This is a genomic window from Pseudomonas sp. A125 (assembly GCF_055409485.1).
In genome coordinates this window covers 1-23,161 of the sequence record NZ_JBUZVP010000011.1, presented here as the reverse complement: position 1 = coordinate 23,161, position 23,161 = coordinate 1, and the positions used below count along the sequence as shown (strand labels likewise).

The 23,161-nt window shown below is 54.2% G+C and carries 21 protein-coding genes and 1 pseudogene; 19 read left to right on the top strand and 3 right to left on the bottom strand.

Annotated elements, in window-relative coordinates; translation table 11 throughout:
* Positions 1-335: 335 nt before the first annotated feature.
* The gene (locus ACZRN6_RS16325) at positions 336-983 is read right to left on the bottom strand and encodes a helix-turn-helix domain-containing protein (RefSeq protein WP_078465815.1); all 648 of its coding nucleotides are present in this window, start codon (positions 981-983) and stop codon (positions 336-338) included.
* A 194-nt stretch (positions 984-1,177) separates the two neighbouring features.
* Between ACZRN6_RS16325 and ACZRN6_RS16320 the strand changes: the two genes are divergently transcribed.
* Positions 1,178-3,592 (top strand): UvrD-helicase domain-containing protein, encoded by a 2,415-nt coding sequence (locus tag ACZRN6_RS16320; RefSeq protein ID WP_464008385.1) that lies wholly within the window; start codon positions 1,178-1,180, stop codon positions 3,590-3,592.
* Positions 3,593-3,848: 256 nt separating this feature from the next.
* Here the strand turns inward: ACZRN6_RS16320 and ACZRN6_RS16315 are convergent, their stop codons facing one another.
* The gene (locus tag ACZRN6_RS16315; RefSeq protein ID WP_078465813.1) at positions 3,849-4,250 is read right to left on the bottom strand and encodes a hypothetical protein; all 402 of its coding nucleotides are present in this window, start codon (positions 4,248-4,250) and stop codon (positions 3,849-3,851) included.
* 124 nt (positions 4,251-4,374) lie between these two features.
* Here ACZRN6_RS16315 and ACZRN6_RS16310 point away from each other — a divergent pair, with 124 nt between their 5' ends.
* From ACZRN6_RS16310 to ACZRN6_RS16225, 18 genes and pseudogenes are all read left to right on the top strand, one after another.
* Entirely contained in the window at positions 4,375-5,655 is a 1,281-nt protein-coding gene (locus ACZRN6_RS16310) for a site-specific DNA-methyltransferase (RefSeq protein WP_078465812.1), read from the top strand.
* A gap of 9 nt (positions 5,656-5,664) precedes the next feature.
* On the top strand, positions 5,665-6,363 hold the full coding sequence (locus ACZRN6_RS16305) for a hypothetical protein (RefSeq protein WP_153045950.1): 699 nt from the start codon (positions 5,665-5,667) through the stop codon (positions 6,361-6,363).
* Between the two features lie 481 nt (positions 6,364-6,844).
* The gene (locus tag ACZRN6_RS16300; protein WP_078465810.1) at positions 6,845-7,843 is read left to right on the top strand and encodes an ATP-grasp domain-containing protein; all 999 of its coding nucleotides are present in this window, start codon (positions 6,845-6,847) and stop codon (positions 7,841-7,843) included.
* 90 nt (positions 7,844-7,933) lie between these two features.
* Positions 7,934-9,073, top strand: coding sequence for a trypsin-like peptidase domain-containing protein (locus ACZRN6_RS16295; protein ID WP_169870822.1), 1,140 nt, complete (start codon positions 7,934-7,936; stop codon positions 9,071-9,073).
* 73 nt (positions 9,074-9,146) lie between these two features.
* Complete coding sequence (locus ACZRN6_RS16290) at positions 9,147-10,274, top strand: phosphoribosyltransferase domain-containing protein (protein ID WP_169870821.1); 1,128 nt, start codon at positions 9,147-9,149, stop codon at positions 10,272-10,274.
* Complete coding sequence (locus tag ACZRN6_RS16285) at positions 10,264-11,022, top strand: HAD family hydrolase (protein ID WP_057710733.1); 759 nt, start codon at positions 10,264-10,266, stop codon at positions 11,020-11,022. Before ACZRN6_RS16290 ends, ACZRN6_RS16285 begins: the two co-directional genes overlap by 11 nt.
* On the top strand, positions 11,015-12,109 hold the full coding sequence (locus tag ACZRN6_RS16280; RefSeq protein ID WP_169870820.1) for a cysteine protease StiP domain-containing protein: 1,095 nt from the start codon (positions 11,015-11,017) through the stop codon (positions 12,107-12,109). Before ACZRN6_RS16285 ends, ACZRN6_RS16280 begins: the two co-directional genes overlap by 8 nt.
* Positions 12,109-13,059 carry an HpcH/HpaI aldolase/citrate lyase family protein gene (locus tag ACZRN6_RS16275; RefSeq protein WP_057710735.1) on the top strand — a complete coding sequence of 317 codons (951 nt, stop codon included), beginning with the start codon at positions 12,109-12,111 and terminating at the stop codon, positions 13,057-13,059. Before ACZRN6_RS16280 ends, ACZRN6_RS16275 begins: the two co-directional genes overlap by 1 nt.
* Positions 13,056-13,814 (top strand): annotated as a pseudogene (locus ACZRN6_RS16270) (HAD-IB family hydrolase). Before ACZRN6_RS16275 ends, ACZRN6_RS16270 begins: the two are co-directional and overlap by 4 nt.
* A gap of 2 nt (positions 13,815-13,816) precedes the next feature.
* Positions 13,817-14,404, top strand: a complete 588-nt coding sequence (locus tag ACZRN6_RS16265; protein WP_057710737.1) for a TerD family protein — start codon at positions 13,817-13,819, stop codon at positions 14,402-14,404.
* Positions 14,404-15,573, top strand: coding sequence for a TerD family protein (locus ACZRN6_RS16260; RefSeq protein ID WP_169870819.1), 1,170 nt, complete (start codon positions 14,404-14,406; stop codon positions 15,571-15,573). The genes ACZRN6_RS16265 and ACZRN6_RS16260 overlap by 1 nt, the downstream gene beginning before the upstream one ends.
* A 45-nt stretch (positions 15,574-15,618) precedes the next feature.
* Positions 15,619-16,068, top strand: a complete 450-nt coding sequence (locus ACZRN6_RS16255) for a tellurite resistance TerB family protein (RefSeq protein ID WP_169870818.1) — start codon at positions 15,619-15,621, stop codon at positions 16,066-16,068.
* A 44-nt stretch (positions 16,069-16,112) separates the two neighbouring features.
* Positions 16,113-17,114, top strand: a complete 1,002-nt coding sequence (locus tag ACZRN6_RS16250; RefSeq protein ID WP_057710783.1) for a TerC/Alx family metal homeostasis membrane protein — start codon at positions 16,113-16,115, stop codon at positions 17,112-17,114.
* A gap of 27 nt (positions 17,115-17,141) precedes the next feature.
* Positions 17,142-17,717, top strand: coding sequence for a TerD family protein (locus ACZRN6_RS16245; RefSeq protein WP_046071045.1), 576 nt, complete (start codon positions 17,142-17,144; stop codon positions 17,715-17,717).
* Between the two features lie 82 nt (positions 17,718-17,799).
* Positions 17,800-18,378, top strand: a complete 579-nt coding sequence (locus ACZRN6_RS16240) for a TerD family protein (protein ID WP_046071046.1) — start codon at positions 17,800-17,802, stop codon at positions 18,376-18,378.
* A gap of 164 nt (positions 18,379-18,542) precedes the next feature.
* The gene (locus tag ACZRN6_RS16235) at positions 18,543-19,544 is read left to right on the top strand and encodes a hypothetical protein (protein ID WP_169870817.1); all 1,002 of its coding nucleotides are present in this window, start codon (positions 18,543-18,545) and stop codon (positions 19,542-19,544) included.
* Between the two features lie 83 nt (positions 19,545-19,627).
* Positions 19,628-20,602: a lysozyme inhibitor LprI family protein gene (locus tag ACZRN6_RS16230; RefSeq protein ID WP_169870816.1), complete on the top strand. Its 975-nt coding sequence runs from the start codon at positions 19,628-19,630 to the stop codon at positions 20,600-20,602.
* 137 nt (positions 20,603-20,739) lie between these two features.
* Positions 20,740-21,933: a DUF4236 domain-containing protein gene (locus ACZRN6_RS16225; protein ID WP_169870815.1), complete on the top strand. Its 1,194-nt coding sequence runs from the start codon at positions 20,740-20,742 to the stop codon at positions 21,931-21,933.
* A 51-nt stretch (positions 21,934-21,984) separates the two neighbouring features.
* On the opposite strand, the gene ACZRN6_RS16220 is transcribed toward ACZRN6_RS16225, so the two are convergent.
* A complete protein-coding gene (locus ACZRN6_RS16220; protein ID WP_284184503.1) occupies positions 21,985-23,040 on the bottom strand; it encodes a VWA domain-containing protein in 1,056 nt (351 codons plus the stop codon).
* Between the last annotated feature and the right edge of the window lie 121 nt (positions 23,041-23,161).

Sequence of the window (23,161 nt, the reverse complement as noted above, 5' to 3'; positions counted from 1 at the left end):
CTAACCCGTGGGGCCGTTGCCGTAGGGGCGGCGTGATTTTCGCTCCCAGGATCGATCGTGAATATCAAATACTGGGGGCTATCGGCCGTGTTCTCGTTGCCTCGCAACTCGGCGATGGCATCAAGGTAACCGTACAGTTTTCGAGTAAACAAGCTGTGAACGATCAGGAAGCATTCAGCCGCGTGGTGGACGAATTAGCGGCTTTAGTTCGGCAACTAGTCCACCAACTCGGTAAGGTCGCACCAGATAGCGACCTCCCGGCGAAGGCTCTGGACTAATTAAAGCGCAAGTGTCTGCAAGGTAGTCCACTACGCAAAGACACCCTGCAGCTCACCTCACCTGGTGGTGCTGGCATGGACGAGGGTCTGCCTTCCCCTGATGCTGATAAGACCTTCCTGAGAAAGCTCCTTCATCACCTTTCCAACCATCTCTCGCGTGCACCCGACCATGGACGCGATCTCGACCCGTGTATTCTTCAATACGTACCCCTCTGGGTGAGAGATTGCACCGGGTAGACTGCATAGTTCCACGAGCGCGCTTGAAACTCTGCCGCGAACGTCATAGAAGGCAAATTGGCCGACCTTGCGTAAAGACCTAACGCTCGTGCGTGAAAGCTCACGACAGAGTCCAAACATCGCAAGAGGCTGAGATGCACAGGCCTGCAGCAGCTCTTTGGCAGTCAGCACGTATGCAAAGCACTCAGATTTGGCAAGCACGTACATTTCGATCTTGTTGCCTTCTCCGGGATCGATGCTTCCAAATACGTCGCCAGGAATTAGGTGCGCAATGTTGAGCTCGCTTACTTGAGAATGATCAGTGACTTGTATAGCCGCAGTACCTTCTGTGAGCAAAAAAACACATGGTTCCTCAGAGTCGAATCTCATCAACGTCGAACCCCGAGCAAATTTTCGTCTTTTGCCCGACGCAGTAAACAAGGTATTAGCGCCTGCCTTCTGGAGCGCACTGCTGCCGGCATGTTTCATTCATCGCTCCATCATCTGTAAGTCCCATAATGACGAGATACCTGGTCATTGGGAGATGGCAGGACGATACCCAGATTCAGTGGAAGGTGTTACTCAAAAGAGGGCTGTGTAATTTCCGTGAGCTCGTTTTGGGTAGCACATAGAGGATCCTGAAGACACACTTGATCTATTAATTTGTTCGACAGGCGATCACAGTGAATCAACCAATCGAGCCACCCTACGAACTCGATGAGCTTCCATTTCATCATCGCTTGGCAGCCCAGGTGTTGGGTGCTGGATTGGATCTACTTAATGCGAGACATCTCGAGTCCTGGGAGGCTGGCCGCCGTATCGGTCTCATGGAGGCCAAGGCATTAGCTCAGCAGTCATCTACCCAGGATCAGGTCGTAATTCCCGGTTTGAAAACCACTGAGCCCGATCATCAGGTCACAGGCAAAGATGACTTGGTGTTTGGCGGCGAACGCATTCATATCAGCAGTGATGCTCGCGCAGCTATGCGCGCTGACTGTGAAGCAAGGCTAGATAAGTGTGCACAGCCCACAATGGAGCAATGGAAGGCTATCCTTTCGACATCCAATACGACTCTTCTCGGAGGTGGTGCGGGTACTGGTAAGACCAAGACATTGCTGTTCAGGGCATTGTTTTTCCATCGATATGCGCAGGTCCCTCTATCTCAGATACGTATTCTCACGTTCAGCCGTGAGGCTCGTGTAGAGATGGCCAGCGATCTACAGGAGGTCTTTGGTCTGTTCGGTGTGGTGCTCTCGCCGGCCGAATGTCAAGCGATAGTGATGACCCCACGCTCATGCCTTTTAACCCAATCGATGGCTCTTCCTGACCTTGCCACGGTGATACCGCTTGAGAACTATGGAGCCAGCCCGCCTGACACATCTGCCCTCGCTGACGGCCGACCCTTCGAGGCGTCATTGAACAATACGCAGAGGGTGGAGATGACCAAGTGCCTCAACCTTCTCTATCGATCCAATAAGCGGTTCAATGAAACTTACATTGCTTTGTGGATTTCGTCGCTAAGACTACCTCAGCTTGAAGTCGATTCACCCGAAGTCGTAAGGCGCGCTTCATTGGGATGGAAGCTCAGCGAGCATGACGAGGCCCTGACCAACTCTGTTGAGGCTTTGTGGCGCAAAGCAAAGGCCTGGCCTGTTGAGGGTGTGACAGCCGCTAGAAAGGTCTTCACCGTCAGAGGTCGACCTTATGCAACACATGGCTACATCCCACAATTGAAACTCCACGTGGTGCTTGGCTTCGATAGGTCGGAAGGGCCGAGCTTGCGCCGCGATCCTTCAGCTTCAATGGAACTGTACAAAGAGGTCGCGATCAAGCGCACCCTGTTCCAGGCCTACTTTCCAGAGGGTGTGGTGCACCTGGACTCCTATCAAGATGCTGCCGAACTGTCGGAGAGGCTGAAATACCTCGCTCAAGCCGCTCCAAGCTTTTCTTACGCACTACAAGGTCAAACAGGTCCGGTACCGGTTCTCGATTCGTTCAATTCAACGTCAGCCTTACTTGATTCGCTGGGCATAGAGGTAGGGTCTGTGCCTGGCAGAATGAATTTTCTACCTGCAGATTCTGACGCACTCTACTTTGAGGCATTGGCGATTTACTGGGAGGCCCTTGAGCGGCACCTCTCTAAACTAGAGGGACCGGTGATTCCGTTTGGTCGTCTGTTCGCCGCGCTTGGGGGCGGTAAGCTGCCAGCCGTACGGTACGTGCCTATGAGTATTCTCGAGCAATGCCGCCACCTTCTCATTGACGGTGCAGAAGATCAGACGCTCCCGGTTGCCTCTTGGGTGCGGTCGGTACTGATTGAGATACGTAGAAGAGACTCAGCTCAAATATACACAAGGGGTTTGTCATCAAGTATTACAGTGGCAGGAGATCCGAATCAGTGGGTGTACGGTAGTTTTGGGGCGACTCCAAAATTGTTCTTTGACTTCGAAGATATGTTTAGTAGTCCGGTACCGGCTACGAAGGTGACCCTGACCGAGTCATTCCGGTCTACTCAAGCCATTATCGATGCGGGATCTAACCTGGTCCAAAACCTTTCTTTGGGAGTAAACCGAAGCCCTAGGTCTATTCGACCTCCAAAGGGGGAGGATCAGCCTGTCAGGATAGTTGGTGATGATCTGGATCAACTTCAACGCATCTGCCAGTCAGCAGCGGCAGATGGCTACAAAGTTTTGATACTCATCGACAGCGAGGTCGACAAGGCTTGGGTCGACTCTGCTGTTGGGGACCAGATTAGAGATGATCGTGCTTCAGGCTGGCGGTCTATCCGTGTTCGTTCATTCCACAAGGCGAAGTCACTTGAAGCGGACATCGTCGTGATGGTCGGAGACCCGTCGACTGGTGTTTCGTCTTGGTACCGCAATCAGCTCTACAAGATAGCGGGGTTCAGTTCGGGTGGTGACTCTGCGCCGGGGGATACGGTCTCTCACGGCGAGGCTTTGCGCCTAGTCCACGTGGCAATCACCAGGGCGAGGCATAAGTGCATTTGGTTTCCAAATCGCGGAGTGGGTACTGTCCGTACCGCGAGTGTGCTGGGTGGGCTGATGCCGGGACTCTTCGATGATGAGCGCCGTGCTTGATGCGGTAGGTATTTAGTAGATGGGCTGGTAAAGCCGATAGGTGATGCTCGAAATAGTGGTGAGGAGTTTGTGCTTGTTCTGTCAGGTGTAGATCTCGATGGGGCGTATGGGCTGACTGAGAAGTTTAGTCATTAAGTGGAGCGTCGCTACATGCATCTCAGCGTTCCTGTAGGCAGAGTGACCATAAGCGCTGACGTTTGTGCAGGCTTACCTGGTCAGTGCTTTGCGGCCACAAACAGTGGGTCGAGCCCTCTACTCAGCGAATTATTTCGGGCGTAATCAGGCTGCTCTGGCTTTCTGACTCGACGTCGGCAAAAGACATCAACATCAGCCTTCTAATCGGTTCAGGGAGCACTTTTACCTCTATGGTGACCCCTTCGTAGATAGCTTCGGTTTCAGAGGCTCTGAATACGCCATGGGGAATCCATGGCTCATGTCCAAGCCACCGCCTGGCCTGGTAGTCGATCATAAAGCCGTATACCTCGATCCAGAGGTGTGGACGCACGATAGCGCCGCGGGCGGACAGTGCCCCCGCTTTGAGAATTGGTTTGTGCCCTCTCTCCGTCAAAACGGAAAAGACAATTCGTGAAAAACCATCGCATTCGACGTTCGAGTGCTGGATAGGGTCGAAGAGGGCAGCCAGTTCATCGCGGGTCACAGTAGATCTCCATAGTGGAGTCAAGACTTTAACCGCGCTACATCATCCCTACCACCTGAAGGCTTCTGCCACAGGTTTCGCGATGGGAAGGTAGGGCATCGATATTTTAGGCGAGTTATCAGCAATGAAGTCTTTTAAGGCCAAGTCAGTACCAGCTTCGCAAGGTGAGCTTTTCGGGGCAGATCAGATCGCCGCCATCTATAGATCCCAACCGGAAGCACACATCGACAATGCCACCTTGTATGGATTGGTTGCCATGCGAAACGGATTGTCGGCTGGCGCATTGAACGAGCGTGTACCCGTAGGCCGATCAGGGCAGCGGCATAGCCTAGAGAGGCGTGCGATTCGATGGACGCAGCAAGATCTGCGCAGGGCAGGGGTCCTTGAGCGAGTACCGGGTGAGCGTGGTATTTGGCGCCTTACGGAGGAGGCTAAGCGCGATTTAAACATGGCGAAGCCAGGCGTCAAGGTACTTGGCTTTCGAACTGATCTAGGTGTCGCAATTTTCGGCGGTAGCGAGTATATCTTCAATAACTTAGATGTTCAGCCAGTATCAATTATTTGCAGTCCTCCCTATCCTTTGGCAAAAAGTCGGGCTTACTCTAATCCTACCCAATCGGAAATCGTTAAATACATTGTGGGGATTCTTGAGCCAATTATTGAAAAGCTTGCAGACACAGGTAGTCTCGCTATCAATGTCAGCAATGATATTTTCCTGCCTAATTCCCCCGCGCGCTCAACCTACGTTGAGCGATTGACGATAACACTGGAAGACATGGGTCTAGGGCTTATAGATCGTTTGGTATGGAAGTCCAACAAGCCGCCTGGGCCAGTTCATTGGGCGTCTAAGACGAGGCAACTTCTTAACGCAACCTATGAACCAATTCTAATATTTGCAAAGAACCCAAAGCTTTTTAAAGGGGACAATAGGCGCGTTCTCGAGCCTCACTCTGAGCGACATCTTGCATTAATCAATTCAGGTGGCGAAAAGAGAACAACAAACTATGGGGACGGTGCCTATCGGCTACGGGTTGGCAGTTACAGCAACCAAACTGAGGGACGTATTCCTAAGAACGTACTGGAGCGCGGCATTCGCTGCCCATATGGCTCACAGTTTCGTGCTTCAGCGGAAGCGCTGGGGTTGCCTAGTCATGGTGCGGGCCAGCCCTTTAGCGTTGCTGAATTCCTTATCAAATATTTGACTGAGGAAGGTGACCTTGTGGTGGATCCATGGGGTGGCCGCTCGATGACAGGTTTGGCCGCCGAAATGCTTAATCGGACTTGGATCACTGGCGAGCGGGCTCTACAGTACGTTCGTGGTGCAGCAGAGCTATTCCGCGAGCGCCCAGGCTTTCGTATCAACCCTCAACTAGAACAAGCATTCGCCGGCTCAGTCCAGCGCTAAGGATCCATTTTGCCAGCCATCAACGTTGCTGAGTTTCCTGCATTTCTTCGCGCCTATCGCTGGACTAACGTTAATCATGCTTCTCGTGGATATCCAGGGGACACGTTTCCTGATTTTCCATGGATTCAGTCGCTAGAAGGACGTGGTGTGAGGATTGTGGCGAAAGGTGTCATTACTGCGTGCCCGACGGACTACCTTCGCGAGATCCTTGCATGGGGCGCGGGGAAGAATGACCCCGGGATGAAATTTGAGGCCGGGCTGGGTAACGTGTCTCTCATTGTAATCCTCCAGCAAGTAGTGGCCAGTCTTGAACAGCCGCTTGCTGCTATTGACGCTGCTCTTAAAATTCCGGGATTTGGTCTGACGTATGCTTCCAAGCTTCTCCGTTTTTTTGACCCTGGCCGGTATGGGAGCTTGGATCGCCGGATTAGGCTTGCACTGTTGAAAGCAGACCTACTTCCCAAAATACACGATAGCTATAAAAGCTCGATGATCGAAGGCTACGTGAAATTCCAAACACTCTGCGAGAGTTTGGTTTTCGAGCTCGAGTCTAAGGGCATATGCCGCCCGGAGTGCAATCTACCCTCCGCTGCGTCAGCGACGGGATGGCGCATCGCCGATGTTGAAATGGCTCTCTTCACCTGGGCCGATCGCGGCTTGCAAACGGAAAAGGGCAACCAATTCGAAACGGTGAATCCTGACATCTAGTGATAGACTTGATATTGATCCTCCGTTCTGCGTTGGCCCACTTTACACCGAATCATTTTTAGCTGGGTATCGTGATCCTTCATATGCTGAAATAGATTATCTGTGGACGACTAACTTGGAGTCTCTGCATAATTAGAGGGAGATTGTTGGGATTGTTAATCAGTCTTGGCCGTGCCGAAACTTATAATGTAGATGTTGTTTATATTTTACCGGTCTACCTTACCTCGTTTTGCCCCACACCCACCGTCGAGAAATATTTTGCTAGCGCAGTTACCGCAAGCAAGGCCGACCAATTTGAAACCCGCAAAACGAAATTGTAGAGGGGGGCTTTTTGTCGAAATGACGTCTCTATTTTGGGCGGCCCCCCGCATTGCCTTGAAGCTACAGCTGGACTCGTTATGTTCCGGTTGAACAATCGAATGCTGTCAGTCCCCTTCCTCGGGTTTGACTGTCAGTGCACATCTACAAGTGAGGTTAAAGTATGATTTGGTTTCTCGAAGGGCAGTCAAGCCAGCGTGACATTATTGAAGGTGCGCGTGACGCGCTGCCACCTGAGGTGAAGATATTCGCCTCGCACCGCGACAATCGCCCCGAAATTATGGCTGGAGCAGATATTAGCTTTTGCGAGCCCCGTGGTGCTGAAGAGCGGGTTTCGTGGGTGATTACTACTGCACGCACCTATGGAATCAAAGTAATCCTGGCGGGTCGCTTGGGGGCGGTATTTGAAAGCGCCCGGGATCGATTCGAGGAAGCTGGCCTGGTGCTGGTAACTGGTGGTTCATCGATGCGCACATTCGATCTTGTTGATGACAAAAGCAGGTTTACCGCTGAGGCGGAGCTTGCGGGCTTGGATTGCGTTCCGGCAATAACCGCAACTAATGCCGATGAAATGTTAGCAGCGTACGGGGCTCTGTCTGCTTCGGGAGAGGTTTGCGTAAAGCCTGCCGTTGGCATTTATGGTCAAGGCTTTTGGCGCTTCAAGGAGGGTGCTGACCCATTTCGTAGCTTTGCTGATCCCGATGCCCGCGTTGCGAATTTCGCGACCTATATGCGTGCATACAGCGAGGTGGAAAATCCTCCGTCGATGCTTGTAATGCCCTACATGGCTGGAACCGAGTGTTCGGTGGATATGGTCTGTGAGACTGGCCGAGCGGTTGCGTTTGTAGGCCGGAGGAAGACCGGCGCGTATCAGTTATTTGAAAAGGAAGGTGCGGCGGTCGAGTTGGCACTAAAAGCGGCTGCTCATTTCCAGTGTGATGGCATCGTGAACGTTCAAACAAAGGATGATGCACAGGGTAAACCGCATTTGTTGGAAATCAATCCTCGCTACTCCGGTGGAGTCGGTTACACCCGGGAGGCTGGCGTCAATTTGGCAGGGATCTTTGCTACGCGCCGCCTAAACCTTCCTGAGCCACCTACCGTTTGGCGGGCAGGCGTACGTGTGAAAGGGGTCTCCGTTGCAGCTGTAGTTCCAAAATGACATCCTGAATCATCGAGAACCCTGAAGTTTGGTACCATTGGAGCGCTTCCGGTGGCGCGGTGGATTTAGCACTCAAGGAGTAAAAAAGGAATGATGGTGCTAGCGCCAGGCGCAAACACCGCGGTATCTAGTGCACGGAGTGAATGGACTCTGGAATGCGGGAACTCCTCGGCTTTCGGGGAGTACGCTGCGATTGCCATACTGCCGGTAAATGACAAACGCCAACCCACTGGTGAGGCTGCCCTATTTCAGACGTCACAGTCTTGGATGGAGTGGAGCGGCGACCAAGCAAAGGTTGGTTGTAAATTGAACTTGTCAGCCCTCCCGTCCGGTAGCGATCGGCTACTTCTCATCGCATACACTTTTTCTGCAGCAGGACCGGTAAGCGATCTTCGTTCGTTGCACCTACTTGTTGACGAACAGATTGAATATAGGTTGGACCTTCGCGATAACGGTGAAGCGGCGATCATTATCGGCGAATTCTACATCCGCAATCAGCAATGGAAGTTTCGCGCACTGGCTGAGGGTTCGGCTTATGGTTTAGCCGCTCTAGGCCGCCGCATCGGGATCGATATTAATGACGCTCATCCAAAAGGGCGCAGTAGCTCTGCGGAGGCTGACCGCGCACGAACGGGCGCAACCGGCACTGGTTTCGCTGTTTCCCAGCACCATGTGCTCACCTGTGCTCATGTAATCGAGGGCATGAGTGACATATTCATTTCCTCCTTTGAAGGTCGTTATCGTGCAGAGCCGGTCGTCGTTGATCAGCGTAATGACATCGCTCTCCTCAGGGTGATGGAGTCCCCTGTCCTCAGATCTGTCTCTTTTAAGGACGGCTCCGGCTGCGACTTGGGCGAATCTGTAGTCGCGCTGGGTTTCCCTATGTCGGGTTTCGCCGGCGGTGGTGTCCACGTGACCCAGGGCGGCGTGTCGGCGTTGTTTGGCCTGCATAACGATTCTAGCCTTCTACAATTTACTGCGGCTATTCAACCTGGCTCTAGCGGATCTCCCTTATTTGATTCGACAGGCGCTGTTATCGGTTTGGTAACTTCTACAATGCCTGATGCTCAAAATATGAACTTTGCCGTTAAAGCGTCTTTGCTCCTCTCCTTTCTGGATGCGTGCCGCGTTGATGCAGTTCAAGCATCCAGCAGCAGGACGTTCACAACTGCAGAATTAGCACGTTCGGCCCAAGCATCTATGTGGCGCGTCGAAGCCAAGAATTTTTAGCCCCTATTTTGACTTGAAAGCTGCGGAAGAGACGTTAGGTTATCGACCTCACGCTACCCTAGGAATTTGTTTCATGGAATGTAACGCAGTTAAACAAGCTCTAAGCGCACAACTGATGCGCGGGCGTCTCGATGTCACTGTCGATGCCACACATATCGACCCGGACTCCTTGTTCGGTTTTGCCGAGCGCCGTAATCCAAAGCGTGCGTTTCTTTTCGTGTCCAAAGTACTTGGTCGCCACATACCTGTGCGGCCTTCGATCATGAATTCAAGCTTCAATAGCCTCGCAGCACAAATTCCTGACGATCTGCCTGGGCCCGTACTCGTTATCGGCATGGCTGAAACAGCAGTTGGCCTGGGTGCTGGTGTGCATCGCGCATACAGCGCGACGCGGCCGGACACGGTTTATATGGTCAGCACACGCCACCCTACTGGCAATGACCTGTTCGCCCGTTTTGAAGAAGAACATAGCCACGCCAGTGCGCACCTCATTCATTTGCCGATCGATGCCGACGTTCGGGAAATGATGTTGAAGGCCCGTTCGCTAGTGCTGGTCGACGACGAAGCCTCGACGGGCAAAACCTTCATCAATCTTCACCGTGCGCTGGTCGATGCCGGCCTGACTTGGGTCGAGCGCGTGGTGACGTGCGTACTGACGGATTGGTCCGGCGATGCGGTGCGCAAAACCATCGGTGACTCTGCGCATCAGGTTTCGCTGTTGCAGGGGTCGTATACCTTCCACGAGGACGCTGATGCGCCGCTGCCGGAAATGCCGGCCGTGGGCAGCATCGAGCCCGGAGAGTGGCCGTTGTCGGCGGAAAGCGATTGGGGGCGCCATGGTATTCGCTGTGTAGAAGACACTTTGGCTCTCGATCTGAAAGTCAAAGCGGGTGAGCGCGTACTCGTGGTTGGTACCAGCGAATTCGTCTGGCGTCCGTTTTTGCTCGCCGAGCGCTTGGAGCGTGCTGGTGCTGATGTGCATTTCAGTTCGACTAGTCGCTCACCAATCGCACTGGGCCATGCCATCGGTCACGCGTTGTCGTTCGCGGACAACTACGGTCTCGGTATCCCCAACTTCCTCTACAATGTCAGACCAGGGCAATTTGATCGTGTCCTTATTTGCTCGGAAACACCTGAGCAGGCTGTGTCCGTCGCGCTGATTGAATCCCTGAGCGCGGAGGTGATTGTCGATGGTCAATAATCGCCCCCTCGCCCTGGTCGATCTCGACGACACCCTGTTCCAGACTGCTCGCAAAATGCCAGAAGGTTCTCAGCGGATTACTGCGACTCTCGATATCGAGGGTCAGCCCAATGGCTACATGAGTACGGTCCAACACTCCCTCGCCCAGTGGCTCCTGTCTACGACTGACGTGGTCCCAGTTACAGCGCGCAGCGTTGAAGCATTTAGTCGTGTGCAACTGCCTTTTATGCACGGTGCCGTCTGCTCCCATGGCGGCGTGATCCTTGGTGCTGATGGAAAGCTTGACGAGGAATGGCAAGCACGCATGAGCGATGTTCTTGCTGACTATCAGGCTCGCTTGCCAGGCCTCAGTGAAGCAACCCTCGCCATTGGCAAGGAACTGGGCATTTCCTTGCGCGGATGGGTTGTCGAGGAAGAAGGCCTGCGCCACTACGTAGTGACCAAGCACAACGAATCCAATGATGAAGTCCTGCAGACGGTTCTCGCTGAAGTACAGGCCCGCGGTTTATTGGAAGGCATGCACATCCACGGAAATTCCAACAACCTCGCGTTCTTGCCGCTGGGCCTGTCGAAGGTAGTGGCTGTTCAAGAATTGTTGCGCCGTGATCGTGAGGCCAATGGTGAGCGTCCGGTGCTGGGCTTTGGGGACAGCATCACTGACCTCGGTTTCATGCAGGAGTGCCATATGTGGGCGACCCCAGCGCGTAGCCAATTGGCCAAGCTCGTTGGAGGGAAGGTCCATGACTAAGGCCATTGCGGGTCTGGTTACCGTGGGGAGCGGCAGCTATGCAGCAGATGATGTTCAGTTCCTGCTGCAGGCCGTTCAGATGGAGACCACTGATGTCTTGGAGAAGGAGCGTCTGATTCAGTCGAAGCAGAAGCACTACTCCGAAATGATCAGCCTTGAGAGTGCGCCGACTGACGTGCACAAAGCCCTCTACGAGCGCGCACTCGAACAAAACGGTACCCGCATGGCCATGGACGTTCAGTCCCTGGCGCTGGCGCTGAGCGAGGCATGCACGGGCCCGTCTATTGTGCTTGTGTCGTTCGTTCGTGCTGGCTTGCCGCTCGGCGTGTTATTGCGACGGGCCCTGCTCGATATGGGTCGAGATGCGCACCACTACGGAATCAGCATTGTCCGAGATCGAGGGATCGACAAAGTTGCCCTCGAGGCCATCATTCAGGAACATGGTTCCGAGAACATCGTCTTCGTCGATGGCTGGACAGGGAAGGGCGCAATCTCTGGCGAGATTCAGCGCAGCCTCAATGGCGACTCGCGCTTCCCTGAGGAACCCCGGCTTGTAGTGCTGGCAGATCCCTGCGGCCGGGCGTGGTTGTCCGCGTCGGCTGAAGACTGGGTTATCCCCTCCGGCATCCTTGGTGCGACGGTGTCTGGTCTGGTTTCGCGCTCCATATGGCCCGCAGATGGGGGCCTGCATGGTTGTGTGGTTTATGACCATCTGCGTGCGCACGATGTCACCCGCGAGTTCATCGAGCAGATCGAGGAGAAGCGAAAGGCGCTGGGGACGGTTCCTCAAGCCTCTCCATGGACCGATACCCAGCGCTTTGAACTGCAGGGTGCAGCTTCGCACGTAGTCAAATCGCTGGCCTCCCAGTTAGGCATTACCAATCACAATCGAGTTAAGCCTGGTATTGCCGAAGCAACCCGCGCGGTACTGCGTCGTGTACCGGATCACGTCTTGGTCCGCAGCCGTAGCGACAGTGATGTTCAGTTGCTCATGCACCTGACTGAGGGCGCTGGGGTCGCTGTGGAAGAGGTGGGGGCTGCATTGGGCCCTTACCGGGCGGTAACTATCATTCGGAGTGTGAGCTGATGAAAGTCCTTTCTCCTTATGCCCTGGGGGCAACGCTCTACATGCCGGCCACACGTCCGGATCTTCTGGATGTGGTTTTCCGCACAAAACTGCCAGAACTGCGTTCTTTGGTCGTGTGCCTTGAGGATGCGGTCGCGGAGATTGACGTCGACACGGCTTTGAGAAATCTGCATGGCCTGCTGACCGCAATCAACGAGCGCGGTGGGCGTCCGTCCGATGGTCCACTGCTGTTTGTTCGTCCCCGAGACTCGGTGATGGCTGCAGTGCTGAATGATTGGTCGTTGATGGCCCACGTTGATGGGTTCGTTGTGCCGAAATTGACCCTGCGCAACCTCGGGGAATGGGAACAGGCCGTTACAAACCCGGCGCTGTACCTTATGCCGACGCTGGAAACCACAGAGGTGTTCAACCCTGGTGCAATGGTCGAGTTGGGCCAGGCGCTGAAGGCGAACCTAAATCAGCGGATTATCGCCCTACGTATCGGTGGGAACGACCTGATGGGAAGTCTTGGACTTCGTCGGAATCCTGCAACAACGCTCTATAGCACCCCAATGGGCTACGTGATCCCAATGTTGGCAGGCGTCATGGGGTCCCAAGGTTTCGCACTGACGGCACCAGTGTTCGAGCAACTCGCGACACCGCATTTGCTGATGGAGGAGCTTGAACTCGACATCGCCCATGGCTTGGTAGGGAAGACGGCGATTCATCCATCGCAGATCAGCATGATCCAAGACACGTTGCGCGTAAGCCTCGAAGACCTCAACTGCGCGAAGATGATTGTCAGTGACGCTGCTCCGGCAGTGTTCAAGCACAACGATGCCATGTGCGAACCTGCGACCCATTACAAGTGGGCGGTCAACATCCTTGAACGAGCGAAGTGGCACGGGGTTCGGCAACCAGATGTAGGACCCATTGAGGCCCCTATCCGTTTGGCCGAGGCCGCGGGATGACAATGGAATATGACGATGCTGGCGGGCAAAGGCGTCATGTGCTGTCGGTTTTTGACTTCGACGGCACGCTGACCCGGCACGATAGCTTCGTTCCATTCCTGAAGTTTGCCTTTGGAACCCGGGAATTCAATCGACGTATTTTGCGGCTTGCCCTGCCAAGCGTTCGATACCTGGCTCGGCGTTTGAATCGTGATGAGTTGAAAGCACAGCTGATCAGCACGTTTCTTACAGGCGTAGAAACGAAATGGGTGCAGGAGCAGGCCGTGAAATTCTGCGGGTTATTTTGGGAACAGCTCATGCGCCCTTCAGGTTTAAAATCTGTCGCCGCCGAAGTATAGGCGGGAGCAGTAGTTACTCTCTGCTCCGCGTCCCCAGCGTTGGTTCTCCAGCCGTTTGCGGATCGACTTGGCATCAGGTTGATCGGCACCGAGCTTGAGGTAGTAGACGGTCTGTTGACCGGGCGCATGACTGGCAACAACTGCAGATGCGAGAACAAAGTACTCAGGCTTGAGGCTGTGTACGGGCCACTGGGCCTGTTCCGGGTTAAAGCATGGGGTGATACCCGCGGCGATTTCGAGTTGTTGGCTGCGGCCCAAGAAGCACACTGGCGACACTTTCATCCCGCATGGCGTCGTCTAGGCCTGCGGGCAAATAGAAGCGGGAATTCGGGTGTGCGCAATGTCGCGCAAGCCAACCTGCAAGTGACGATCAACCCTGATCGACACGCGAACACTGATGACCAACAAGGAGCGTAACCATGGCACTTACCCTGCAAAAACAGCAATCCATCTCCCTGGCTAAAACGGCCGGCAGTTCGCTGACCAGCATCAGCCTTGGTTTGGGTTGGGACCCAGTCAAGGCGGGCGGTTTCCTCGGCAAGATGTTTGGTGGCGGTGCCGAGATCGACCTCGACGCTTCCTGCATTTTGCTGAACAGCGATTATCAAAAAATCGACCTGGTGTGGTTTCGCCAACTGAAGTCTCAGGACGGTTCGATCAAACATTCCGGTGACAATCGTACCGGCGAAGGCGATGGTGATGACGAGACCATTAATGTCGACCTGCAGCGCTTGCCTGCCTCCGTCAAGTATCTGATTTTTACGGTAAACTCATTTACGGGACAGACTTTTGAGAAAGTCGAAAAGGCCTACTGCCGTATTGTGAATGGCAGCAACAACAATGAGCTAGCACGCTTCAACCTATCGGACAAAGGTGGGCACACCGGAATCGTCATGGCGAGCCTGACCCGCGAGAATGGCGACTGGGAATTCAAGGCAATCGGTACGACCACGAATGGCCGAACTGCCGACGACCTGATCACTCTGGCCGTTCAGGCGCTGCGCTAATGGCGAATCTCGTACCTGGTGGTAATGCGGCTGTTGCCAGCGGCCAGCTTCGCGTTGATATCAATTACTCGCCAATCCCGGGGGCCGACATTGACGTCTCGGCCTTCGCACTGGGCGCCTCGGCCAAAGTCCGAGGCGATGGCGACATGTGTTTCTATGGCCAGCCTCAAATTCTGGGTGGCGCCGTTCAACTGACCGAGTCCTCGGCCGGGCGCGCAGTGTTTTCCCTCGATACGAGTCGTCTTGAGTCTTCAGTTGAGAAAGTGGCCCTTACCGCCACTATCTACGAAAACAAGGCAAGCTTTGAACGTGTGTCACAACTTTCGGTTGTGGTGACAGGTGGAATCGAAGCTCAAATCCCTACTGGCGGCATGAAGGAAACAGCACTCATCCTCGGCGAATTTTATCGCCGAAATGGTGACTGGAAATTCCGCTGTGTGGCCCAGGGCTTCAATGGTGGACTTGAGCCGTTGGCCAAGCACTTCGGTGTAGATGTCGCCGCACCAGCGCCGGCCCCTGCCCCAGTGGTACAAACGCCGCCGCCTGCTCCGGCCGCGCCCCCTAAATCTACGATTAGTCTGAACAAGGTCACCCTCGATAAAACACGATCGTCTATCAGTCTTGAAAAGACGGCAGCCGGTTTCGGCGAAATCAAGGTGAACTTGAACTGGAACAAAGGCAGCTCGGGCGGGTTCTTCAAGCGAAGCCAATCCGTCGACCTGGACGTTGGTTGCCTGTACGAACTGCAGGACGGCAAGAAAGGAGTTGTTCAAGCCCTCGGTAAATCGTTCGGTAGTCTTACACGTGAGCCTTTCATTCAGTTGATGGGTGACGACCGTACTGGCTCTGTCGCTGGTGGTGAGTGGATGCACATCAACGGGACCAAGTGGAGTGAAATCCGCCGGATCTTGGTCTTCGCCTTTATCTACGAGGGTGCTCCGAACTGGAGAGAAACCGATGGTGTTGTGACCATTCTCATCCCAGGCCAACCTGAAATTGAGGTGCGTCTCAATGAAGAGGGTGGTCGTGACGCAATGTGTGCCATTGCGATGCTTGAAAATGTGAACGGCGCCGTTAAGGTCTCTCGGCGTGTGGACTTCCATCGAGGTCACGCAGTAATGGACAAAGCTTACGGCTGGGGCATGAACTGGCGCGCAGGCTCCAAATAGATAATCTGGCGGGGTCTGTCGACCCGGCCCTTGGGGGAACACAACATGTTTGCATGGCTTAAACAAAACGCTGTTGCAGCGCGTGAAGCACTGTCTACTGAAGTTTCAAAGTTCAAGAACCAGAAATTTCTTGATGCGATGACTGCGAATTGCGCGCTCATCTCGGCTGCGTCAGGTGGTATCTCTTCTGAAGAAAAACAGAAGATGACCGGTTTCATTCAAAACTCGCCTGAGTTGAAAGTGTTCGACATGGGCGACGTAATCAAGGCGTTCAACGCACACTGCGAAAAGTTCGAGTTCGACTTTCAGATTGGCCAGGCCGAAGCACTGAAGGTGATCGGCAAGATCAAGAACGATGCTGGCGCTGCCCGGCTCTTGGTTCGAGTCGGCTGCGCCATTGGTGCGTCTGACGGCGACTTCGATGACAAAGAAAAAGCGGCGTGCCGCTTGGTCTGCCTTGAGCTGGGCCTTAACCCAGCTGACTTTGAACTTTAAGGAGCGGTACTTTGGACACTCACATCGGTTTCCCTCCGCTGACCATGGCGGTATTCGTGGGGATCGCGCTCGGCGCGCTTCTCCTCGACATGGTCACTCACCGCGGTGACAAGCCAATTTCCCTGGCTAAGGCTTCGATTTGGTCGATCTTCTGGATCGCTATCTCGTTGGCGTTCGCCGGCTTCTTATACGTACAGCACGGCCCGGAGGTCGCCAGCCTGTTTGTAACTGGCTACGCCCTCGAAAAGGTTCTCAGCGTCGACAACCTGTTTGTGTTCATGGCGATTTTCGCATGGTTCAAAGTGCCGGATGGCATGCGTCACCGCGTGCTGTACTGGGGCATCATTGGCGCGATCGTGTTCCGCGGCATCTTCGTTGCCATTGGTACCGGTCTGCTGGCTTTCGGTCCATGGGTCGAAATCGTGTTCGCCGTGATCGTTGCGTGGACCGCAGTTATGATGCTGCGCGCCGGCGGCGATGATGAAGAGGAAGAGGACTACTCCAAGCACATGGCTTACCGCTTCGCACAGAAGTTGTTCCCTGTGTGGCCGAAACTCCACGGCCATAATTTCTTCGTCAGCCGTAAGCAGCTAGAGGTGGAACTCCAGAAGCCTGAGAACAAAGGCATGACCCTGGCAGCAAAAGGAACAGTTTTTGCGACCCCGCTGTTCCTCTGCCTTGTAGTGGCCGAAGTTTCTGACGTGTTGTTCGCGTTCGACTCTGTGCCGGCGGTGATCGCCGTTAGCCGTGAGCCCCTGATCGTCTACTCTGCCATGCTGTTTGCGATCCTGGGACTGCGTACCATGTACTTCGTGCTCGAAGCGCTGAAACGCTACCTGGTTCACCTTGAAAAATCTGTAGTCGCCCTGCTGTTCTTCATCGCCATTAAACTCGGCCTGAACGCTACCGACCACATGTTTCACCATGGCTACACAATCGATGCAAACACCAGCCTGCTAATCGTTATGGTTGTACTGGCGATTGGTGTAGTTGCAAGCCTTGTCTTTCCAGGCAAGGAAGAAGCTCAAACTGAAACCGCTGAGTAATAGCCCATACCACAAGGAGTAATACCCATGGCGTTGACCCTACAGAAAGGTGGCAATCTTTCGTTGACCAAAACCGACCCGAGCCTGACCAAAATTTTGGTAGGCCTGGGCTGGGACCCGCGTGCTACTGATGGTGCTGAGTTCGACCTGGACGCCAGTGCGCTACTGCTGGGCGCAAATGGCAAAGTACGCGGGGAAGCCGACTTCATTTTCTACAACCAGCTGAAAAGCGTTGACGGTTCGGTTGAGCACACTGGCGACAACCGCACTGGTGCGGGCGACGGCGACGACGAAGTAATCAAGGTAGACCTGAGCCGCATCCCGGCCGACGTGGACAAAGTGGTCTTCATCGTTACCATCCACGATGCAGAAGTACGCAAGCAAAGCTTCGGTCAGGTCGGCGGCTCCTTCATTCGCATCGTTAACGATACGACCAATGCGGAAGTCGTTCGTTACGACCTGGCAGAAGACGCATCGACTGAAACTGCGATGGTGTTCGCTGAGTTGTACCGCAACGGCGGCGAGTGGAAATTCCGGGCTGTTGGTCAGGGTTATGCCGGCGGCCTGAAAGCTCTGGCCAATAACTATGGCATGAATTTTTAACGTCTAAGCCGTTAATCTAATTATCTTTTTTTACCTGGCCTTGATCTAAAGGCCTGGTCTACCTTACTTAAAGGAATCGAAAATGGCCGTATCTCTGCAGAAAGGCGGGAACGTTAGTTTGTCTAAAGAGGCCCCAGGCCTGACCGAAGTCACTGTAGGTCTGGGTTGGGACGCACGAGTTACCGATGGTTCGAAATTCGACCTTGACGCGTCGATCTTCATCCTGGGTGAAAGCGGCCAAGTCCTCGACGACGCCAGCTTCATTTTCTACAACAACAAGAAATCGGTTGATGGTTCTGTTGAACACATGGGCGACAACCAGTCCGGCGAAGGCGAAGGTGATGACGAGCAAGCCACCGTCAAGTTGAACGGTCTGGCTGCCGCTGTGAAGAAGCTGGTTTTCGCAGTGACCATTCACGACGCTGAAGCGCGCAAGCAGAGCTTCGGCCAGGTTGCCAATGCATACATCCGTGTAGTGAACAAGGCTGACGGCAAAGAACTGGCGCGCTACGACCTGAGCGAAGACGCTTCGACTGAAACCGCCATGATCTTCGGCGAGCTGTACCGTAATGGCGACGAGTTCAAGTTCAAGGCGATTGGCCAAGGTTTTGCTGGTGGCCTGGCGCCTCTGGCTAAATCGATGGGCGTGAACATCGGCTAACGCGCAAGGGGTGAGAAAGCCCCCGCGAAACGGGGGCTTTTTCTTGCCTACTGAAAGTCCACGGAGTTGGTCCTGTAGGCGGTTTTGACGAATTCATCACTAGGAGCGACTGCTGGCGATCGCCACGGCAGTCTACCGGTTCTCGGGTTTAAAAGGATATTTGGATGGGCATGTTTCGTGGGGTTGTAGCTGCGGGTGTTTTGGTGTCTATGTCAGGCTGCGGAGCCTACAACGACTTCCAGGCAAACAATGCAGTTCAAGAATACAGGCAGGCATGCCTTGGAAATTATACGAACGAGTGTGAAAGCAAACTGGTCGACACGAACATTGTCATGCTCGAGCTCGCACGAAGCAACATCGAGCGGGAGAAGGACTCGATCGTGCAAGTCGTCGGCAAAGATGGATTTGATCGTTTCTCAAAAACTGCCAATGAGCTAATTGACCACTTGGTCGATCAACAGGAAAACAAGCGTCCAGGTTTTTTTGCACGATGGTTCCTGGGTGAAGGTCAACCGTTCGGCAACACACGCAACCAACTTTTTGACATTGCGGACATGCAAGAATTACGCGCTGCAGTGCTTCAAAAGATCAGCGCCGGTGTCCACGCGAGCAAAGCATCTGCTAAGCCTAATGAACCAATGACTGAGACTGAGGCAATCTTGTTAGGCAAGGTACCTCAGGCACCGATTCAGGCTCAGGTCACCCAGACTGCCCGGCCGGCGGAACCAGCAGCACAGGCCGTCGAATCGACTGTTCAGGCATTAGTGCCATCCAACCTTGCTGCATCTGCAGATCGGATGATCGCGAGTGAAATCGCCCAGGATGGCGGGGATGAATACAAGGAGGGCCGTCAGGTTATTTTTGCTGACCTGAATAACGACGGCATCAAGGATGCCGTGTTGCTTTACACGATCGAAGGTCAAGGTGGCGGTAATGGCTACTTCCAAACCCTTGCCGCGTTCATTGGCAACTCGGCAGGTTGGGACTTCCGTGGAAAAGCTGTAGTCGGCAATGGTGTCCAGGACATTCAGGTAGTTGATCCCCAAACCGTCAGACTGACGGTTCTCTCCGTCGGTCCGGATGATGCGGATTGCTGCCCGAGTGTTCAGAGCACCGAAAACTACAAGTGGGACGGCACGACCTTTCTTCAAGCCCCAACGTCGTAAGTAAGAGCCAGGCTTCAGGCACCTAGCCGTGTGCATACGAGCGCGGTTAGGCAGGGCTCTGACGAAACGCTGGAGTAAACAAAATGAAGGAAAAATCGAATATGTCGCGATTCAACATCGGCTCTGGCCTTTTCGTCATGTTGCTCACCCTGGTATCAGCCCACTCCAATGCCACCAGCTTTGATTGCACCAAAGCTGCAAGCTTTGCTGAGAAATCGATTTGCACAGATTCTGCACTCAGTCGTCTGGATGAGCAGATGAACTCCGAATATGTCCGCGCTTTAGACGCAGCGCCGAACAAGGCCCAGGTCCGTCAAGATCAACGAGACTGGTTGCGTCTGCGCGACAACTGCAAGACCGCCAGTTGCTTAACCGCTTCGATGACTGATCGGCTCAGTGTTCTATTACGCACCAAGGTGGATCAGCCATCTAAAGCGCCAACCTCCGTTGCCGCTACCCGGGGTGATCAATCTGAAACGAATGTGATTTCAAAGGCCGCTACTTCTCCAATGGTCCCCGCCGTGGTGAAGACGGCAGCCCCGCGAAATGCCACGGATGATCATCAAGCGATCCTGAACTTGAAGATTGGCCTGTTCGTGATGGCAATGTTGCTGCTGGTCTGCATTTACCTGCACCGTCGGGGGACCATTACGATCTATCAGGACTACACCGACGCGCTTTGGACAACCTTGACTCCGATCTTGGGGATTGGTGCGTATTTCGCCGCGAGCGCCTGGCTGGAGGTACCACGCAACTACTCCATCATTGCTGCCTGTGTCCTTGGTGGTCTTATGTCATTGCAGGTGCTTATCCAAACGTACAGAAGCAACAGCATCTGGTTTTTCCTTTTATCCCTCTTCGCAAAGGTCACTCTGCTGACTTTCTACCTCCTGATGATGGCCCTCCTGCTGTGCGGCGGTGCGCGAACCAAAAGTGAGGCCCGGCGGCGGCGCGGCTGGGCAGTGCTTGCCACGACTGTATTCGTATTCCTCTCAGGCTGGATGTGTCGGCATCGGCAATTCAGTTCGATCGACGATTACATAGCCGGACGGGCATAAGTGACATATCGGAGGTTGCGCTATTGCCACATGCGCGGCCACCGATGTAAATGGACGTCGGGCCAGTCTAAGGGGCCCGACCGAAGCCGGCATTTTCAAACAACAAAGAATCCAGGAAGAAGGATCAAGGAGTAGTCATGGGATTTCGTTTCAGCAAGCGAATCACGATTGTGCCTGGCGTACGCCTTAACATTAGCGGCAAAGGGGTAAGTACTTCGATAGGGCCTCGTGGTCTGAGTATGACGATGGGTCGCAATGGCACCTATCTCAATGCGGGCTTACCCGGTACTGGTCTTTCATATCGTGAAAGGATCGACCGGCCCAGTAGATCGAGTAGCTCCCAACCAGGACCTGCCGGAAGCGAATACTCTGGCCAGGTAAAGGTGAAAGTAAACGACGATGGCACGTTGTTGATTACGGATATGGATGACATCGAGTTGCCGACTGCTGTCATCAAACGCGTCAAATCCGAGATGGCCGATTCCATTCAGGACTTGCTGACTCAAGCAGCTGATAAGGTCAATCAGGATCTCGAATCCTGCCTTGGTGTGCACCTACTGACGCCGCGGCCGGGGGCCATGCCGTTGATCCCAGCTCCATTCGCCATTGAAGAACCCACGAGGCCCACTCAGCAGACGCCAGGTTTGATGGATCGAATGCTGCTGCGCAGCGCTAAGATTGAGCGTGAGGCTGAGTCGGCGGAAGAGCAGTATCGACAAGACCTCGCGAACTGGCAGGCCACGCGTGACGCGCATGAACTTGAACGCACCGAAATCGAGAAAGCATTCCGGCTGGCGGCAAAGGGCTTCAGTGCTCAGATGGAACGTGCCCTGGACTATGTGTTGAGCGGCATTGCCTGGCCAAAAGAAACCCAGGTGGACTATGAGTTCTCACAAGACGTTACCGGCGTCGCGCTCGATGTTGATTTACCTGATGAGGGCGATATCCCGCAGCGCAGCGCTGAAGCCCGTGGCAACGGCAAACTAACCTTCAAAAATCGTTCGGATGCCCAGGTACGTAGAGACTTTGTCGCGCTGTGCTATGGATCTTTGTTTCGAGTTGTAGGGGAGGTGTTCGCTCTACTGCCGGCGATCCAGAAGATTCTAGTGTCGGGTTATATCCAGCGTGACAACCCCGCTACCGGGACAGTGGAGGATCAATACGTGCTCTCGGTCTTGGTAACGCGAGATCAGTGGGATGCGATTGATTTCAATCGTCTGGATGCGATCGATCCTGCAGCGACCCTGAACGCGTGTGGCGCAGTGGTAAAGCTGGACCGCTCTGCGCGTTTTGTTGAGGTGACGCCGATGGATATGTCGGTCTTGAACTGAAGACAACCGCGGCGGCTAGAGCCGCCGCGGTGTGGGGAGGGCAGGAGAGGGTTAGCGAATGATTCCTTCGCGCTTTGCCTCCAAGATCCACATCGGAAATTCCTGCATCAGCCGTTCGTACAACTGCTCTTCCGTCATGTCGTGCAGGTCATCCAGGGCAAAGAATCCGCAGTTGTCCACGACTCTCCCGGGCATGGTGTCCAGTTTTTCCAGAATGCCGTAATTCCGGCCTGCTAAACCAATGTATTGCCAGAAGATTCCCAGCTTCGCTGCATCCACCATAAGTTGCGTGATCTTGCGGTTTTCAGACACGCCACCGTCGCTGATGAAAACCACAAACATTGGGGTTTTGTCTTTGGAAGCTTGGAAGGACTCGATCACTTTTTGGATCGCCTTCGGCTCATCATTGTAGCGCCGACCGACGTCCCACTTTTTCCAGCCGCTGTTGTCGGATTCGACAAAGTTCTGGTAGTTGTTCAGTGTCACAGGTGAGAGTCGCAATGGCCGTTCGGCAAATGTCCAGCACTCAAGTTCGGCGTCTGTATCTAGGGCGACGGCGATTGGCACAAGTCGATTGAGTACTTCCTGCACCCGGCCGGTTTTGTATTGATTTCTCATTGAGTCGGTGACGTCGAGCACGAGCAAAACGCGAGCTTTCATTCCAACCAGGCAGGCTTTCTCGAGGCTAACCTGTGCCTTCTTGGCCAGACTGACCAGTTCCGGCGCGACAGCAGCTACACGCTTCTCCAGAGAGATTGTGGAGGGAGATGGGGCCGGTGCAGCCTCTTCAGTAACTTCGCCGCCAAAATACCTCACGAGAGCGTCCAAGCCCTCGGCAAACCCCTGAAGGTTTGAGGCCAACCGCCACTCCCGATTCTTACGGTAAAGCTCAACGATCATTACCGCTTTCTCGGTTGTGAATGTGAGCCCTGAGAATGCGCAGGTCGCTCCTATCTCACCAGATGGGCTGATTACTTTGAAGTTGCCATTCTGGATGTCATTCATCGCCCCGGCACCGTCGATGGAGGCTGTAAAGACCAAGCGATCGATAGAGGCGGGCAGGGTGGCTAGATTAATTTCAAACTGGCCACCGCGGGCGAGAACCAAACTGCCGCAAGGCGTGAAAGGCGGCGGTTGCAGGAGCTGAGTGCAACACGGTCATTGAATTGAAGCTGGAGCATCATGCCGCATAGCCATGGCCTTCTGCATCACCTCACCCATAACTTCG

Excerpts from the sequence above, each read along its gene's own strand:
- ACZRN6_RS16325 (WP_078465815.1), bottom strand. The coding sequence starts at position 983 with ATGAAACATGCCGGCAGCAGTGCGCTCCAGAAGGCAGGCGCTAATACC.
- ACZRN6_RS16310 (WP_078465812.1), top strand. The coding sequence starts at position 4,375 with ATGAAGTCTTTTAAGGCCAAGTCAGTACCAGCTTCGCAAGGTGAGCTT.
- ACZRN6_RS16300 (WP_078465810.1), top strand. The coding sequence starts at position 6,845 with ATGATTTGGTTTCTCGAAGGGCAGTCAAGCCAGCGTGACATTATTGAA.
- ACZRN6_RS16295 (WP_169870822.1), top strand. The coding sequence starts at position 7,934 with ATGATGGTGCTAGCGCCAGGCGCAAACACCGCGGTATCTAGTGCACGG.
- ACZRN6_RS16290 (WP_169870821.1), top strand. The coding sequence starts at position 9,147 with ATGGAATGTAACGCAGTTAAACAAGCTCTAAGCGCACAACTGATGCGC.
- ACZRN6_RS16285 (WP_057710733.1), top strand. The coding sequence starts at position 10,264 with ATGGTCAATAATCGCCCCCTCGCCCTGGTCGATCTCGACGACACCCTG.
- ACZRN6_RS16280 (WP_169870820.1), top strand. The coding sequence starts at position 11,015 with ATGACTAAGGCCATTGCGGGTCTGGTTACCGTGGGGAGCGGCAGCTAT.
- ACZRN6_RS16275 (WP_057710735.1), top strand. The coding sequence starts at position 12,109 with ATGAAAGTCCTTTCTCCTTATGCCCTGGGGGCAACGCTCTACATGCCG.
- ACZRN6_RS16265 (WP_057710737.1), top strand. The coding sequence starts at position 13,817 with ATGGCACTTACCCTGCAAAAACAGCAATCCATCTCCCTGGCTAAAACG.
- ACZRN6_RS16260 (WP_169870819.1), top strand. The coding sequence starts at position 14,404 with ATGGCGAATCTCGTACCTGGTGGTAATGCGGCTGTTGCCAGCGGCCAG.
- ACZRN6_RS16255 (WP_169870818.1), top strand. The coding sequence starts at position 15,619 with ATGTTTGCATGGCTTAAACAAAACGCTGTTGCAGCGCGTGAAGCACTG.
- ACZRN6_RS16250 (WP_057710783.1), top strand. The coding sequence starts at position 16,113 with ATGGCGGTATTCGTGGGGATCGCGCTCGGCGCGCTTCTCCTCGACATG.
- ACZRN6_RS16245 (WP_046071045.1), top strand. The coding sequence starts at position 17,142 with ATGGCGTTGACCCTACAGAAAGGTGGCAATCTTTCGTTGACCAAAACC.
- ACZRN6_RS16240 (WP_046071046.1), top strand. The coding sequence starts at position 17,800 with ATGGCCGTATCTCTGCAGAAAGGCGGGAACGTTAGTTTGTCTAAAGAG.
- ACZRN6_RS16235 (WP_169870817.1), top strand. The coding sequence starts at position 18,543 with ATGGGCATGTTTCGTGGGGTTGTAGCTGCGGGTGTTTTGGTGTCTATG.
- ACZRN6_RS16230 (WP_169870816.1), top strand. The coding sequence starts at position 19,628 with ATGAAGGAAAAATCGAATATGTCGCGATTCAACATCGGCTCTGGCCTT.
- ACZRN6_RS16225 (WP_169870815.1), top strand. The coding sequence starts at position 20,740 with ATGGGATTTCGTTTCAGCAAGCGAATCACGATTGTGCCTGGCGTACGC.